Genomic DNA, 16325 nt, shown 5'->3' with positions numbered 1-16325 from the left:
GGTCTAAACTGGCATTCTCAGCGAATACGCATCGCCACCCGCACAAAAAAAAACTAGACATGGTCGAGTCCGGGGCTAGTATAATGAACTTAGGCCATCATTTGCTGTGCACGTAAGCGAACGCGGTTCTAAGAAAGAGGCGATCGTGAATTGTCACGTCGCATTAGTGGTCAAGTCGCTTGACGGTTTTTCCAAAGAGCGTGGGCGATGATTCCGGTTGCCGTCAACGCGATGAACCATTTGGCATAGACTGTCCATGGACGTCCGGGAGGTTCAGCCGCGTTGATTTTGGTGATGGCATCTGCGGCATGTGTGCGGACGGATTCTTCGGGATCGGCTTTCTGAAGTTTGCGTAAAGCTGGGGTCTTATTTCGGGCGGCATAACCGGATTCGCCAAGCGCATCCACGATCGCGACTCGAACGGGGGTCGGTTCGGCTTCGATTTGCTCCAATGCAGATCGCAGGACCTCGGCGGCATTTTCGGACGTTGACGACAACTCTCCCAACGCCATGGCTGCTTCGACACGGATTTCCGCGGTTCGTCCCGATTGGAATGCGTCTATCCAAAGTCGTTCCGCGGATGCCGAAGACGGCGCGGGAGTCAAGAACGAGATCACCCAGAATGCAATCACAGCAGCCACACCGGCGGCTATCGGAAGCGACCAATTTGGGGAATACGTGGGAATGTCGGCTTCGGTGGCGGGAGTTGCAACGGTCTTGGTGTCGTTGAGTTCCGCATTCCGCAGGGATTCCAATGGTCGACCGACCGGTTGGTTTCCAACGCGGCTTTCGCTGGCTCGGCGTCGTGGTTCCACGACAACAATCGAGGAGATCTCCTCCAAACGCCGTTGAACGACTTGAGCACTCGCTGGCCGGTCGGTTGGTTTTTTTTCCAGTAGCTCATGGACGAGTTTTGCAAGGGCCTCCGGGCAATCGGGATTGAGGGATCGAATTGGATTCGCGGTGTCTTGGATGTGTTTATGAAGAATTGCGGCCGGCGTATCGGCTTCAAATGGTGGGCGACCGGTCAGCAATTCGTAGAACACGCAACCCAATGCGTATAAATCGACTTGGCCGGTCATCGTTTGACCGCGAATCTGCTCCGGTGCCATGTAATGGAACGTACCCATCGTCTTGCCGGCAGAAGTGATCTTGCGAGCGGCGGCAACGGTGGCCAATCCGAAGTCACTGAGTTTGAGTCGCCCTTCTCTTGTGATCAAAAAGTTGCCGGGCTTCACATCGCGATGAACAACTTGATGTTCGTGTGCGTAGGCCAATGCAGCGGCCATCTGTTGGCCGAATTCGACAACCTTGTTCCAAGGCAACCGCCGTTCCTGACGGAGCAAATCGTCCAGGGCGCCGCCTTCAACGAGTTCCATTGCGTAGAATCGGCGTTTGTTTTCGCAGGCTCCGCCGAAGCACCGTACGATGTGTTTGTGCTTGAGGTTCTTGAGGATTTCCAGTTCCCGTTCAAACCGAGCGAGGGCTTGCTCGTCTTGCACGTCTCTGGGGAGCAACTTGACGGCGAGAATCCGATCATTGACCACGTAGCGTGCTCGGTAAACAACTCCCATACCGCCTTCGCCGATTTGATCGAGAAGTTCGAACGGCCAAATCCAGCGGTCTTCGGAGTCCATGTTCAATCCACCTGCTTGTAGTGCGGATGTTGTTCAAACGGGTACGTCTAAGATGATTGTAGGATCTCAGTCATGGCCAAGATGGTGGTTTCGATGTCGTTTTCCGTCGTCATCGGTCCCACACTGAAACGCACGGTCCCGCCGAAATCACTCGTTCCCATTTGCCGGTGTACACCTGGAGCACAATGCAAGCCGGCTCGGGTTTGAATCTGAAAACTCTCATCGAGAATACTCGAGAGAATTTGTGGTTCAAACCCATCCACCGTGACACTGACAATCCCAATTTGCCGACTTGGATCGTTAGGGCCATGGATTTGCAGACCGTCGATCGCTCGAAATCCGTCCAGCAATTGTTCCAGTAAAGCTTGTTCGTGCTGGCGGATTGATGGAATTGTGCGTTTTTGGATGTACGTCAAACCGGCTTCGAGTCCGAACAACCCCGGAGCATTATGATTGCCGGATTCGTATTTGTCTGGGAGAGTCTCTGGTTGTGACTGCAATTCACTAACCGATCCCGTCCCGCCCTGCCGGATGCTTTGCAGTTCTTCCTCGACGCCGGGTTTCACATAGAGCACGCCGGTTCCCAATGGGCCCAATAATCCTTTGTGGCCGGGACACGCCAGCAGATCAATGGGGGTTTGCCGGAGATCGATCGGCACAACTCCGGCGGTCTGGGCGGCGTCAATGAGGAGGCGAACTCTGGCGGTTCGTGCGATTTCACAAAAGTCGGCGAGAGGTTGCAGTGTACCGGTCACATTCGACGCATGTGTCAACGCGATCAGTTTGGTTTCGGGACAAATGGCGTCGCGCACGTCGCTGGGATCGATCTGTCCCGATGAGTCAGCGGAAACGAATGTCACATCAATCCCGCGATGCTCTTGCAACCACGCCAGCGGTCGGAGCACGGAGTTGTGTTCCATCTCGGAACTCACCACGTGATCACCGGGTTGAAGCAACCCATGAATGGCAAGGTTCAAGCTGTCCGTGCCGTTGCTTGTAAAAATAATGCGGTCTGGCGATTCCGCTCCCAGGAGTTCCGCAAGCCGTTTGCGTGCAGACCGCACAGTTCGCGAGACCTCATTACCAGTTCGTGTTGCACCACGACCGACCGCCACGCCGAGTTCCCGCTGATAACGATCAACCGCTGTGTAAACTTGCTCTGGTTTGGGGTAACTCGTCGCTGCGTTATCGAGATAAATCCGCGTACTCACGAATCACCCCCCGATGGAATACATAGGCCGATCGGGTTGTAGGAATCGGGCCGTATTGATCTCATGCCCTTCCCATTTGCCCCGAATGCTTTCGCGGACGGCCTCACGAATTTTGTCGTCGCTGGCTTCGCCCCGGAGCATGGACTTGATGTCCGTCTCTTCCAAGCTGAACAGGCAATTGCGAATTTTGCCGTCTGCGGTGAGCCGGAAACGATTGCAACTTTGGCAGAACGGTTGACTCACCGAACCGATGAACCCGATTCGGCCGATTCCGTCCGCGAACTCGAAATCGGTTGCGGGGGCGGTCGGGTCTTGCGTTGGCAGCGGTTTGAGCGGAGCAATCTCCTGCGAGAGAACATCGATGATTTCTTGCGAATACAAGACTTTCTCACGTTCCCAGGCGTTGTCGGCATCCAGGGGCATGAACTCGATAAAACGAATCTCCGCACCGGTCTCGCGGGCAAACTTCCCGAAGGGAACGATTTCGCTTTCGGTCATCCCACGGATGCTGACTGCGTTGACCTTCACCGGATCGAACCCGACGCGTTGTGCTTCTTGAATTCCTTCCAAGACTTGCTCATAGCCCTCACGACGGGTGATTTCTTGGAATTTCACGGGGTCCAACGCATCCAGACTGACATTAATTCGCCGCAGCCCGGCATCCCACATGGCTTGGGCGTGTTCGGCGAGCAGAATGCCGTTGGTCGTGATACCAATGTCACGGATTTGCGGAATCGCGGCCAGTCGCTCGATCAGCGAAGGCAAATCCCGTCTCACGAGCGGTTCCCCACCGGTCAGGCGGATTTTGTCGACGCCCAACGGCACGGCCAACTTCACAAACCGCTCGATTTCCTCGAACGATAGAAGTTGAGCCCGCTGCATGAATTGCACGTTCTCGGCAGGCATGCAGTAGAAACAGCGGATGTTGCAGCGATCGGTCACGCTAATCCGCAAGTTGTTGTGAACGCGACCGAAGGAATCGACTAATCGTTCGGGCATGGGCTTAAAGTCTGTTCCTGCCGAGGTGGTGTGATGGAATTCGGGGCAGAAATGGCAATAGAGTCATTACTCTGACTCCATTCTCACAGTCAATGAACAGATTGCAATGGTCCAGGTCACGGATTCCCGTTCCGATTGGCTTGTTCCTCGTCGAAAGTCCAACGGGCGCGGAAATGCAAGCGGTGCCGAATGGCACAAGCATCGGAGTTTGGCAACCGAATTCGCCCGGTCTGCTGAAAATGCCGTTCCGTTGCTTCGATCAAAGCCGTATTCACTTCCACCGGGTCGGCGACCACATGTCCTCCGCTTCGGAGTGCCTGACGCAGTTGTCGTTCGGCCGGAGCCAATGTGGTTACTTCCGCAACTCGTAGCGGTACCACGATTTGCTGATAGTCGGCACTGCAAACATAGGCTGGTCGATGAGCAGCGATCCGAATGCCGTACCAATAGCGACTCCGCCGGATTGTACAGTAAACCGCTTCACTTGAGTTCGACTTCTCTGTGTGGAGTTCCCATCCCTCGGCTCGTGCGAGATCGATGGCCACGATACGAAGGTGCTTGACGGCGTTGATAAATGCCGGAGTTGGTTCAGGGGAGAAATCGATTGCGTTCACTGGAACTTTATACGCGTTCAACACGTCAAGTTTTCAAATTTCTCAAGCGGTTTTTGGAAAAGGACACTGGTTCGATGCGACAACTCCTTCTGATGACTTGTCTTGTGACGTCTGGTGTTGGTGTGTTGGCTTTGGTCACTGAGTTCGATCCGTTTGCGTCCGCTGGAGAACAGGATCCCTCAGGGGTACCCGTCGCGGCCGAGCCCATCGTGATTGGTCCCGCAGCAGATCCTGTCGCTCAAGTTTGGAATGGTCCCGCTGAGACGCCCTTCAACAGTTCTATCGAAACGCGATTGCAAAAGCAGCTCTTGGAAGCCGTTCATTCTCGGATGGCTGGAATGTCGCCGGAGGAACTGCGACGGTTGATCGCTCTTGTCGAGACCGAAGAATTCCAAGTGCCGCCCGCTGCTCAGGAAATCCTCGACAGTTACCACGCTCAGGCCAATGCCGTTCAGTCGGAGGCCAATCAGAAGATCAGGAAGTTCCGTCAAGCGGCCGTTGAGGATCTCAAGGAACTTCTAGCCCGTTTCATTGACCAGAAAGAATTCGAGGAAGCGGTTGCCGTTCGGAATGCATTGCGGGCGTTGGTGATTCCCGCCACCGAAATTCAGGCGGATCCAGGAACTCTGACCAGCTTCACTGGGAAAAAGCAGCGTGTGCATTACTTTCGGATCACCGGTGACGCGATTGGCTCCGTCTGGGGCACGGGGACTTACACGGCCGACTCTGATCTCTCCACGGCCGCCGTCCATGCAGGCATCTTGAAGTCGGGACAAACGGGGGTGATCCGCGTGACACTGTTGCCCGGCCAAGAAAAATACCCCAACTCGACCCGCAATGGCGTCACCACGTCCGCCTGGGGAAATTACGGGGCGAGTTACCGAATCTCACGCAGTATCGCCGGTGATTTCGACGTGTCGCCGGAAGTCTTGGAGGATCCGAAATCGGATCCGTTGGAAATTCCAGAAGCGACCCCGGCCTCACCGTCAGAGCCCGACCCTGCGTCGGAACTTGACTCCAGTCCGATCGATGAATGAAGTCCGACCAGAAGCGGCCCCTTGATTCTCCGAACGTCACTCGATTATTCTCGCGGAACACGGGAATCAAGCGCAACCGAACTTCTACAGAGGATGATTTCATGACATTTCGGACTGCTGCTCTGACTGTTCTACTGGCTTTAGCTCCGGTCGCGACGCAAGCCAAACTTGTGACGAAAGAAGTTCCATACGAACACGATGGCACAAAGCTCGTCGGGTACTTGGCTTACGATGACAAGTACGACACGCCTCGCCCTGGGGTTCTTGTGGTGCACGAATGGTGGGGGCTCAACGATTATGCTCGCAAACGCACCGAGATGCTCGCCGAACTTGGCTATGTGGCCTTCGCTCTCGACATGTATGGCGAGAAGGTGACTCAGCATCCGAAGGAGGCGGGCGAATGGTCCGGAGCGATTCGCTCAAACGTGAAGCAATGGCGTGAACGGGCATTGAGTGGACTGAACGTGTTGACCGCTCAAGACAATGTCGATTCCGAGAACGTCGCCGCTATCGGCTACTGCTTCGGTGGTTCCACAGTCTTACAGATGGCCTTTGCCGGCGAGAAACTCAAAGCCGTCGTGACGTTTCATGGCGGATTGGTTGTTCCCTCCGAGGAGGAAGCCGATGACATTGAGACAGCCGTTCTGGTGTGTCACGGTGCGAGTGACAGCTTCATCCCCGAGAAGACCGCCCAAGAATTCCGCGAAGCACTGACCAAAGCCGATGTGGACTGGATGATGGTCTACTACGCAAACGCCAAACACGGGTTCACAAACCCCGGAGCCGACGACTACGGCCTGCCGCCACTCGCTTACAACAAAAAAGCCGATAAGCGATCGTGGACGGACATGAAATCCTTCCTCAAAGAGAAGTTGAAGTGACCCCGTCGCGGGACGATATGACTCAGGTCTTCGACGCCTCGAACTTCGATACCTATTGTGAGACGCTAGCGGATCGCGAGGCAGTTTTTCGGCGGATTCTCGATCAACACGGGCGTCCGCCGCTTTGGCAGCGAGAGCCAAACTTCACCACGCTAGTACGGATCATTCTGGAACAACAGGTCAGTTTGGCTTCCGCGAATGCGACCTTCACGAAGCTGACGCAGTGCGTGTCGAAGTTCACGCCGGACGAACTGCTCCAATTGTCGACTGAGGACATGCGTGCGTGTGCCGTAAGTCGGCAAAAAACGCGTTATTTGCACGCACTGTCCGATGCGGTGTTGTCGAATCAACTCAACATCCCTGCCCTAGCCCAACTCTCTGATGACGTTGTCCGTCAGCAACTCACACAAGTCAAAGGGATTGGCCAGTGGACAGCCAACGTCTTCTTGATGTTGGCTCTCAACCGGACGGACTGTTTTCCCTCGGGTGATGTCGCGTTGAACAACAGTCTTCGGCACGAATTCGAGTTGTCTACCGAACAGTTCATGGAAACCAGCCAAAGCTTGATTGCCCGTTGGGCCCCCTTGCGGACGATCGCGGCCTATCTGCTTTGGCATGCATACATTCAGCGGAAGAACATCACATTCGCTGGCTGAAACGTTGCTATGTTGACTCCACGAGGTCATCAATTTCTTCTTCCGGCTCGTGTCCGTACGCCACAGCGAAGTACTCAATCGCGAAAATCACAATTCCGGCGACGACCAAGATACCCAAGGAAATCCATGTGCTTGTGGCATCAAAATCCGGCATGATATTTTGATAGACTTTCTTTTTCAGTTCCGTTCCCGGTGGTGTCAGCTCAATCTTGAATGGCCAAATCTTGCGGAGTGAACCCAACATAAAACCACAGAGAATGGCCATTGTCGGCGCTTCGTAGTGCTTGAGTAAATACTTCAACAGCTTACTGAAACTCAGAATCCCGATCATCGCCCCCAGTCCGAACGCTGCGAGTATCAGCCCGTTTCCAGAGAGGTCCGTGCCGTGTCGCATCGCACGGAGTGCGCCCGTGATATCCGTGTACGTGCCCAAAATGAGCAAGATAAACGCGCCGCTGATGCCGGGAAGCAACATCGCACAAATGGCGATCATGCCACAGAAGAAGATGTAGATCGGTCCGGTGGGCGGGTCTTGCAATGCCGGTACACCGACCAGCAAGAACGCGAACACGGTCCCCAGCAACAACAGACCAACGCTACTGACATTCCAACGCGGCACGAGTCGGGCGACGATCCACGCCGAGGCGAGAATCATGCCGAAGAATGCCGCGAAAGTTTGTTCCTGACGGTGTTCGAGTAGCCAGTGCATCAAGTTGGCAAGTAAAACGACGCCGGTCAGGATGCCGAGTCCAAGTGCGACTAGAAAACCCAAATCGATGTAGCGGGCCGCCGACACCCATTCCCGTTTGCGGAGATGGCCAAGAAATGTGGTGTCGAACCGACTGACAGCCGTTACCAATCGTTCATAGATGCCGAGAATCAATGCGACCGTACCGCCGGAGACACCGGGGATGATGTCGGCACCACCCATCAGAAAGCCGAAACCGACGTGAATGATGTTGAACCAGTCGCTCAAGAGAATCCCTCCCGAATGTGGCGAAATCGACGATTCCCTTGCTCCGGTCGGAGGAAGTCGTCACATTAAAGCTTCGCGATTCGCGTCGCATTTTGAATTCAAGGCACCCCTTCGGTGCGTATTCGCGGGAGTCTATCGCTGTCGTGGATCATCTGCCAAGCCCGATCGCATGAAAAACTCGCCAACAACCGAATCCAATCCGGCTGATGTCGCAAGTTGCAAAGAGCGGACAGGGTGTGGGTTACGTCAACAATTGTCGAGAGTCAAAGCCTTTTGAAGGCAGCAGGAGCCAATCATTAAAGGTCCGGGATTTCGCCTCGATTTAGACGTGCGTCGCCTTTGGATCTGTCCAGAGTGCGGACGGCAGCGTAGAACCAGCGGTCGTGTGAGCGCCCAAAAGTGCACGTGCGATCCGGGGACCGGTCCGGTTTGGATGAAGCTCCACGAACCGCCCCGGTCCGCGCGAACGTTCCAGCCGTATTTGGTCGCGGAAATCGTGGTCGATGAGGACGAGTTCGCGGACGAACCGGTGAACATTCCAGAATCGGTCTCGGAAGCTGCTGCGGACAAACAACGCACGACCTATCGTGGTCGGCCGGCCAGAAAACTTTCAGAGGCCGAACCCCAAGAGAAGCCGCCACAACCCGCCACAACAGAAGAGCAGCCAGACGACAAAACACCGAACACGCCGGGCAAGCCCGAGGCATCCAAAGATTCCGAAGAGAAACCCGATCGAGAATCGAAACCCAGAAAGAAGCGTCGAGGGCGACGGGGTCGCCGCAATCGCTCAAAGAACAGTCCCGGCAAGCAATCTGGCGAAAGCTAAGGACGGATTCGAGTTCTCGACAAGCACGACCCAAATGCAACGAAGCCCGACGGTGTTTGACCGCTGGGCTTCGTGATTTTGAAATGACATTCACAACGCGAGTTTAGTAGCGTGGTGCTGGTTCCCAACCGGTGTTGAGTGAATCGTGCTCAGGGAACACAGGTGTTGGTTGGTTCGTTGCCGGTGTTGCTGGCAGCGAAATCGGTCGCAGTGTTTCGACCGGCGTCGGACGGAATGCCCGACGAGTTGCGGTTCGTGGAGCGACACTCGGAGCTGTTGGGCGGAAGAAGCTGGTTTGCGTTGGTCGAGGTTGGTAGACAACCGGCGGAATGGTGGGCGAAACCGATTGATACCCGCCAGTCTGGTAACCGGTTCCCCGATAGCCGGTGCCTCGGTAGCCGACACCACATCCACCTGGACCACATGGCGAAGTCGGTGCGTAGGTCGGTGCATATCCCGGAGCAACCGGACCGAAACCGGTCCCACAGTTTCCGGATGCACAAGGTGACGGACCACACGGCGAGCATGGCGCGGGCGCACATGATGGTGCACACGGCGGCGGGCCACAGGGAGCCGGTGGGTAGCAAGCCGTTCGGCCACAGCCGAACAACCAGCTAAACAAACACGCATCCGCGGTCTGCGCCGATGCCCCGATCAGGGTCACGGTGACAGTCGCCACGAGGAAAGCTTTTCGGGACAGTTGCATGGAATTCTCACTTGGTAGAGGTTCGATCACGCGAGCCGCCTCCGCAGCGGTTCACGGTGAATGGCATGTCATGAACCTACCCAATGTGCCGTAACTCAGCGCGCGAAATCCAGACTCTTTCGCTCGAACCCATGTTGATTCTCAACAACACCCACGTGGGACCGTTTCAGATTACGGGGACTCCTCAACTTGCCTAAACCGAATTCTCAATGCACGTCATAGCTTCCGAACGATCCGTGAATACAACGTCAACAACGCGTTTTCCATAACATCTCTCAATTCGCTACAATACGACCCGGTCGACCCCAACGAAGACAACTTCTCCAGGAAAAAGGCGACATGGACAAAGACAGTATGTGGTACAGCCTCAATCAATTTTGGCATGAAACCGTTGTCGACTTCGTCGATCGAATCCTCCCCGAGGGGCAGTTGTTGAATAGCACTGCTCACCAGTGGGCAACTGCCATTGCAATATTTGTGGCAGGCTTCATGTTTCTGCCCGCGATCAAAGGCATCATCCGACTTCGGGTCAAAGCGATTGCCGACCGCCGCGACGAAAACTGCTGGTCACACGGGTTGGTCAAGATGGTCGCGGCCACCCGTTTTTGGTTCTTGGTAATGCTGTCGTTGTTCCTTGCTACGCTAGCTCTGAGTCTGCCGCGACGTGGTGTGGAGTTCAATCGGTCGGCGATCATCGTCGCGTTGGTTCTTCAAGCGGCCATCTGGATGAACGCCCTGATCAAGTTCGGCATGGAACGCTACATCAAGTTGCGAGCTGAAGACGCCAGTGCTATCACCACTGCCAAGGCGATTGCATTTTTAGTCCGCTGTGCACTTTGGGCGGTCGCCCTGTTGATGGTGCTATCAAATCTTGGAGTGGATGTCACCACGTTGGTTGCTAGTCTGGGGGTTGGTGGTATTGCAGTTGCGTTGGCGGCTCAGAACATCTTGGGCGACCTGTTTGCTTCGCTTTCGATTGTGATGGATAAGCCATTCGTGCTCGGCGACTTCATCATCGTTGGCGATATGATGGGCACCGTTCAACACATCGGGCTCAAAACGACTCGCGTGCAAAGTCTATCAGGGGAGCAACTCGTCTTTCCGAACAGCGACTTGCTCAGCAGTCGGATTCGCAACTTCAAACGCATGCAGGAACGCCGAATCGTATTTACAATCGGCGTGACCTATCAAACTCCCTCCGAGCAGGTGAAAGCCATTCCGGACATGCTCAAAACAGCTGTCGAAGCTCAGAATGACGTCCGTTTCGATCGAGCACACTTCAAGTCCTACGGTGACTCCGCCCTGCTCTATGAAACCGTCTACTACGTCATGAAGCCCGACTACAATCTCTACATGGATATTCAGCAGAAGATCAACTACCACCTGCTCGACAAGTTCACTGACGAAAACATTGAATTCGCTTATCCCACGCAAACGGTGTTCGCGGAAGTCGTGACTCAACCACCCAATACAGACTAAAACAGACCGGCTCCACCACCGGAGGAGTCATTGGGACCAAAGAAGCCACCTTTTCCAAATTGACCGCGACCTTGGAACGAGCCGCCCGTTGGCATTTGGAGATTGTTTCTCTTTTTTGCGACGTCGTGCTCCTTTCCGGGCCTTTTTCGCGTCTTGCTTGGGGGCCTGCTTGAGTGTCTTGAGAAATTGATATATCTCGCGTTGCACTGGTTGCGATTGAGTGACGATCAACGTGCTTTGGGCGATGGAAACTTGTTTCTCTGGATCGTCGGGAGTCCAAACTGCGTTCGGTATATGCCGATATAGTAATACCTGAACCAACGACGTGTCTTTCCATCCGCAATCTTCGAGGCTGCTCATGTTGTAAACGACCGTCTCAAGCTTGCTCTTCGCCACGCTCTGTGTCGTAACCATGAGAATGCCGTCTTCAGATATGTATTCCGAATCATAGGGGGCTAACAAAAGCGTGAGCAACGTTGACAACCGAATATTCTGCAACGCGAGATTGACCTCGGGTTCATGGCGATCAATTGCTTCCTCGGCTAGCGAACGCTCATCGTAGACAATCTGAATATCGTAATTCGCCGCGATCCAGTTCATCGATTCCTCAAGCGTGTTCTCCTTGAACTCTACCGATTCCACGATCGTGTTGCGAAGTTTCTGATTCAGTGTTTTCTGCCTCGGAGAACCGTGATCGACAACCAACTCCGTGTTTGGATTGTTATTGGTCTTGGCTGACGTGAGTTCGTCGGCTTTGAGTGAGGTGGGCAAACCAAGCGTTGCACACCACAAGACGCAAGCACTAAACTGCAAGAAACGCATTTGCATCAGGAACTCCATTCTTGAAACTGATTGACTTCACATCGATTGAATGCAACGAGGTTGCCGTATCGCTCAACAATCTCACCGCTTCTTTAAGATTCTATGATCGAGATATTTGCCGAGTGACTAGCCATGCCTAACGATGCAAGTTCCGATCAACTCATTCAAAGCCTGACACGCAAAGGTATTCAAGACCAGCGTGTTCTCGCCGCCATTGCAAAGATTCCTCGAGAGCGATTCGTGCTTGATGAGGACGCGGAAGAGGCGTATGTAGATACCGCACTTCCGATTGACTGCGGTCAAACCATTAGTCAGCCGTACATTGTCGCTCTCATGACGCAAGCGTTTGAGTTAACCGGCGACGAAACCGTCTTGGAAATCGGGACCGGCAGTGGCTACCAAACCGCTATTCTGTCGCAACTCTGTCGCCATGTTGTGAGCATCGAGCGGCACGAAGCACTCGCGCAAACAGCTCAGTCAACGTTGTCAGATTTACAAATCACCAACGTTTCGTATCGTCTTGGTGACGGAACGCTCGGCTGTGCGGAACTCGGCCCGTATGACGGAATTCTCGTCGCTGCTGCCGCTCCGAAGGTGCCGCAATCTCTTGTGAATCAACTCCGCAACGGCGGACGAATCGTGATTCCTGTGGGAGAGGAGTCATCGCAATCGCTGATCTTGGCCACGCGAACTCCTCAACAACTTCGCGTGGAAAAACTGTGCGATTGCCGCTTCGTCAAGCTCATCGGTGCCGAAGGCTGGCCCGCATCCGACGGTTAATGTGGTGTTCAGACCAACCGGTCTCACCATCGGTTCGATCTTGACAGAATCGTCGCGTCCGACGTATGGTCCCGCGCTTCTCTGAAAAGAACTCTCTCGGTTCGTAACGAAAACCGCGATTCATTGCCAGTTTCCGCTTTCCGACTGCGCGGTTGAAAACCGTGTCGGGGAGTCAGTCCGTTCGATTCCGAAATCATGTCGCAGGACCCGCCAATTCCAGATCTGCAAGACTCGCAACCAGACGTCTCCGCAACGGGGCGGTTGGGGCGGTTTTCTCATATGCAGATCGGAGCCGCTGCGACTGGGCTCATCCTCGCTTTGGCGGGGGTCTTTTGGGTGATGACTCGCCCTCCAGAACTGACGCCCGAGCAAAAGCTGGAACAAGCCTTAATCTGGCTCGAAGAAGATACGGCCAATGCGGATCGCAAAGCCAAGGCATATGCGAAGGCTCTTCAACAAACGGAGTTCCGCGACCCCGACTTTCCTGGCGCCCCCGAGTATATTCTCGGGATGGTCGCATTTCGTGACGCGCTCCGCCAACACGAAACGAACCGTCAACGTCTCTTTGAACAGAGTGCGCATTGGCTTGAGATGTCGGAAGGCATCTCCCTTCCCGATGATTATCGTCCCGATTGGTGCTATGCCACGGGGACGGCGTTCCATCAGATCGGCTACCCCAACCAAGCACAAACGCTGTTGGAGGAAGCCTTGGTTATCAATCCCAAAGTAAAAGACGACGTTGCGTGGCAATTAATCGAGATGGCTTTGGCGTCGCAAGATCCTAGTGAACTTACTCAGGCGTTGAGTCTTAGCGATACGCTCATTGCTAGTCTCGCTGATCAAACAGACGAAAGCGACGTGCTGAAACGAGCGAGATTGCAAAAGGCCCGAGTGCTACTGGCACTCGATCAGAAAAATGAGGCGAGTACGCTCATCGACGAGGAAATCGCAGACCTTGAAGATCCGCTGACGCAACTGATCCGGATCCAAATTGACATCGCCGCTGGAGACGACCAAAGTCTCTCGCTCGCCAAGTCCTCTTTACAACAACTTGTTGACTCACGAGCGACTGACAGCAAAACAAACCGATCGGCACAATTGCTGCTCGGGTATTGCTACGAGTTGCTCGACGAAACACTGTACGCCATTGATGTTTTTGAGAAGATTGCTAGACAGTATCCCGAGTCTCAGGAAGGACTCGCCGCCCAGTTTCATGTGGCTGAACTCCTACAACAGACCGACCGTCACGAAGAAGCACTTCTCTACTTTCAGACGGCTCTCGATAAGATCAAGCATCCCAGCCGTTTTCGAAATGAATGGCTCAATGTTGATTCGATCCGAAAACGAACTCTGAAGGCCTGGAACAGCTGGATCGATTCCAGTCGCTTTGAGGAAGCTCTCAGTCTTTCACAGGCACTCGTTCCGCTATTCACCACAACGGAAGCGTTTGAACTGAAGGCTCGGGCAACGCAGCAGTGGGCCGGATCAATCGAGAAAGAGATCGCCAAGTTGCCAATCAACGAACGTGAGTCTCATCAATCTATGCTCGAAAGTCGTTGGCGAGATAGCGGGGATGCCTTTGCCGAACTTGCAGAACAGCTCATTGCGTCATCCAAGTATGGAGATGCTCTCTGGAAGAGTGCAGACCACTACCGCCGAGGTCGCGATTACGCATCCGCTGAGCGGATACTAGAAACATTCCTAGGCACGCAGCCCGACCGTTTGTTGCCATTGGCGCACGTTTGGAAGGGGCAGGCGTTGCTCTGTCTTGACCGTGCTCCCGAGGCGCTCGAACACTTTGCCAGAGTGCTCAATTTTCATAGTACCGACCCTGCCGCGTTTGAAGCCGCGTATTGGATTGGTCTGTGCTATCTGGAAAACGGGGACGTCGCGAAAGCGGAGCAAGCCTGGCGAACTGTTCTCAACTCAGACGAATTGACTCCAGACGCAGAGGAATGGAGGCTCTCTCTATTTCAATTGGGGCGTTTGCTTTATGAAACTTCGCCATTGCCGACTGCAGACCTGTTAGTCGGACAAGACGAGGTTGAACAGCAGTCATCAGATTCCGTCGGCCCGCCGATCGCTCGTTTGAGTGAGGCTGCTCGATTCTTGGACGAGTATCTGAAGCGATACCCGACCTCAAGCGAAGCCTTGGAAGTTCAGTCCCATTATGCGAAGACCCATCTCCGCATTGCGAACTTACGGAACTCGCAGCTCACCGCGACTAGCATTGATGCTGAGCAACGAACATTACAAGCAGAGCGGCAACGACACTTGGCGCTCTCAAAACAGTTGTTAGTCAATCTACGGCAACGGCTCAAAGCGAAAAAAGATGCGACCGGTCTGAGTGAAGTTCATAGACATATCCTCATTGATAGTGAGTTTAGTCTTGGCGAGGTTGAACTTGACCTCCGAGAATACGCGCAGGCTATTGAAACGCTCAATCGAGCGGTTAATGAGTATCCAACAACGCCTCGAATTTTTACGGCCTACCTTCAAATTGCCACGGCTTACGACGAACTTGGAAAGCCAGATCAGGCCCAGAGTATGCTGCAGCAGGCGAAAGTGATTCTGCAGCGTATGCCGGAAGAGGCGTTCGAGATTACGTCGACGAATTTTCGGTCGAGAGGCGAATGGATGGAATGGATCGACTGGGCGTTGCAAGTTCGTCTTCGAGTCACTCAAAACTAGTGGTGCCACGATGAGCCTTGTCGCAAAAGAGATTCTGCATGCAGCCGAAATTCGACAGAACTACGGCATTGAATTGATTAAGCTCTCGCAATCGCAGCGAAACTTGATTGAGAGCGGGCAATACTCGCAACTCATCGAAACCTTGCAGCATAAACAATGTATTCTCGATCGTTTGCATGATTCGACATCTCCGAACAACCAACGCCTCAAAGAATGGCCACGTGTTCGTCAGACACTCTCTCCCAACGATCGGAGTTTGGTGGAATCGAAACTGAGTGAAGTCGAGCAACTTTTTAGCGAATTGGCTCAGGAAGAAACGCACTGTCAAGAATTGCTGATGGCTCAACGAGACCAGACGGCAATTCAGCTCAAGAAGCTATCGCAAAATAGCAATGTTCGAGCAGCGTACCAGGCGATGGTCAGCTCAGAGCCAGCTTCACGGATTGATATCGTCAAGTAGACGACTGGAGGAAGAAATGCTAGGAGTTTGGGAATCACACAGTACCCTACCGCTGCTCGAGAAAATCGCTGCCTTTGGCGAAAAGCGTCAGCAGGTTCTGGCGGGAAACCTTGCAAATATTGATACACCGTCCTACCGGACACGCGACCTGCCTGTGAAAAAGTTTCAGGAGGCCTTGCGTGCACAGATTGCGGGGCGAAATCAAGTGAATCCGACGTCGCCATCGGAACGAGGTGATACGGCTGCTCCTGTGATGACTCAGCCGATCTCTCAGAAACTCTATGAGGCCGTTGAGGTCAGCTCAGGATCGCAATCGTTTCAGGACGGAAGTAACCGAAGTATTGAACGGGAACTGACTGAGATGACTAAAAACTCGATGCTTCAACAGTTTAGCATCGAGTTGATGACAGCTCAGACAAATTTGCTACAGGCTGTGATTAGCGAACGGCCTTAGTCTACAGCATCGGGACTATCAAGACATTCCGATGCTTGGTGCGATCGCCAATGTCGTCTGGTTGTTAGTGTCTGGCTTCAAGAGCACGTTGACTTG

General features: G+C 53.9%; 16 protein-coding genes. 9 read left to right on the top strand and 7 right to left on the bottom strand.

The features are described 5' to 3' along the window. Positions 1-170: 170 nt before the first annotated feature. The 4 genes from G6R38_RS15775 to G6R38_RS15760 form a co-directional block, all read right to left on the bottom strand. Positions 171-1637, bottom strand: coding sequence for a serine/threonine-protein kinase (locus G6R38_RS15775; RefSeq protein ID WP_166827688.1), 1467 nt, complete (start codon positions 1635-1637; stop codon positions 171-173). 47 nt (positions 1638-1684) lie between these two features. Next, entirely contained in the window at positions 1685-2848 is a 1164-nt protein-coding gene (locus tag G6R38_RS15770) for an aminotransferase class V-fold PLP-dependent enzyme (RefSeq protein WP_166827685.1), read from the bottom strand. Between the two features lie 3 nt (positions 2849-2851). Then, positions 2852-3847 (bottom strand): GTP 3',8-cyclase MoaA, encoded by a 996-nt coding sequence (moaA, locus tag G6R38_RS15765; RefSeq protein ID WP_166827682.1) that lies wholly within the window; start codon positions 3845-3847, stop codon positions 2852-2854. A gap of 116 nt (positions 3848-3963) precedes the next feature. Continuing rightward, complete coding sequence (locus G6R38_RS15760) at positions 3964-4485, bottom strand: hypothetical protein (RefSeq protein ID WP_166827679.1); 522 nt, start codon at positions 4483-4485, stop codon at positions 3964-3966. A 50-nt stretch (positions 4486-4535) separates the two neighbouring features. On the opposite strand from G6R38_RS15760, the gene G6R38_RS15755 reads away from it, so the two are divergent. The 3 genes from G6R38_RS15755 (at position 4536) to G6R38_RS15745 (ending at position 7035) form a co-directional block, all read left to right on the top strand. After that, positions 4536-5498, top strand: a complete 963-nt coding sequence (locus G6R38_RS15755; protein WP_166827676.1) for an LCCL domain-containing protein — start codon at positions 4536-4538, stop codon at positions 5496-5498. A 101-nt stretch (positions 5499-5599) separates the two neighbouring features. Then, positions 5600-6379 carry a dienelactone hydrolase family protein gene (locus G6R38_RS15750; RefSeq protein ID WP_166827672.1) on the top strand — a complete coding sequence of 260 codons (780 nt, stop codon included), beginning with the start codon at positions 5600-5602 and terminating at the stop codon, positions 6377-6379. Further along, the gene (locus G6R38_RS15745) at positions 6376-7035 is read left to right on the top strand and encodes a DNA-3-methyladenine glycosylase family protein (RefSeq protein ID WP_206028607.1); all 660 of its coding nucleotides are present in this window, start codon (positions 6376-6378) and stop codon (positions 7033-7035) included. Before G6R38_RS15750 ends, G6R38_RS15745 begins: the two co-directional genes overlap by 4 nt. Before the next feature lie 7 nt (positions 7036-7042). On the opposite strand, the gene G6R38_RS15740 is transcribed toward G6R38_RS15745, so the two are convergent. Next, on the bottom strand, positions 7043-8011 hold the full coding sequence (locus G6R38_RS15740) for a DUF368 domain-containing protein (protein ID WP_166827669.1): 969 nt from the start codon (positions 8009-8011) through the stop codon (positions 7043-7045). A 433-nt stretch (positions 8012-8444) separates the two neighbouring features. Between G6R38_RS15740 and G6R38_RS15735 the strand changes: the two genes are divergently transcribed. Then, positions 8445-8837: a hypothetical protein gene (locus G6R38_RS15735; protein ID WP_166827666.1), complete on the top strand. Its 393-nt coding sequence runs from the start codon at positions 8445-8447 to the stop codon at positions 8835-8837. Between the two features lie 103 nt (positions 8838-8940). Here G6R38_RS15735 and G6R38_RS15730 read toward each other — a convergent pair whose 3' ends face one another. Beyond that, positions 8941-9543, bottom strand: a complete 603-nt coding sequence (locus G6R38_RS15730; protein ID WP_166827663.1) for a hypothetical protein — start codon at positions 9541-9543, stop codon at positions 8941-8943. Positions 9544-9882: 339 nt separating this feature from the next. Between G6R38_RS15730 and G6R38_RS15725 the strand changes: the two genes are divergently transcribed. After that, a complete protein-coding gene (locus tag G6R38_RS15725; protein WP_166827659.1) occupies positions 9883-11022 on the top strand; it encodes a mechanosensitive ion channel family protein in 1140 nt (379 codons plus the stop codon). 27 nt (positions 11023-11049) lie between these two features. Here G6R38_RS15725 and G6R38_RS15720 read toward each other — a convergent pair whose 3' ends face one another. Continuing rightward, the gene (locus G6R38_RS15720; protein WP_166827656.1) at positions 11050-11850 is read right to left on the bottom strand and encodes a hypothetical protein; all 801 of its coding nucleotides are present in this window, start codon (positions 11848-11850) and stop codon (positions 11050-11052) included. A 126-nt stretch (positions 11851-11976) separates the two neighbouring features. Between G6R38_RS15720 and G6R38_RS15715 the strand changes: the two genes are divergently transcribed. The 4 genes from G6R38_RS15715 (at position 11977) to flgB (ending at position 16229) form a co-directional block, all read left to right on the top strand. Next, positions 11977-12624: a protein-L-isoaspartate(D-aspartate) O-methyltransferase gene (locus G6R38_RS15715; RefSeq protein WP_166827651.1), complete on the top strand. Its 648-nt coding sequence runs from the start codon at positions 11977-11979 to the stop codon at positions 12622-12624. 195 nt (positions 12625-12819) lie between these two features. Beyond that, on the top strand, positions 12820-15315 hold the full coding sequence (locus G6R38_RS15710; RefSeq protein WP_166827647.1) for a tetratricopeptide repeat protein: 2496 nt from the start codon (positions 12820-12822) through the stop codon (positions 15313-15315). 10 nt (positions 15316-15325) lie between these two features. Further along, positions 15326-15775, top strand: coding sequence for a hypothetical protein (locus tag G6R38_RS15705; RefSeq protein ID WP_166827643.1), 450 nt, complete (start codon positions 15326-15328; stop codon positions 15773-15775). Positions 15776-15791: 16 nt separating this feature from the next. Next, positions 15792-16229 (top strand): flagellar basal body rod protein FlgB, encoded by a 438-nt coding sequence (flgB, locus tag G6R38_RS15700; RefSeq protein WP_166827640.1) that lies wholly within the window; start codon positions 15792-15794, stop codon positions 16227-16229. The last annotated feature ends 96 nt before the right edge of the window (positions 16230-16325 follow it).

This window comes from Thalassoroseus pseudoceratinae, from assembly GCF_011634775.1.
GTDB lineage: Bacteria > Planctomycetota > Planctomycetia > Planctomycetales > Planctomycetaceae > Thalassoroseus > Thalassoroseus pseudoceratinae.
The sequence above is the reverse complement of the archived record's forward strand: the minus strand, read 5'-3'. Positions and strand labels throughout refer to the sequence as shown.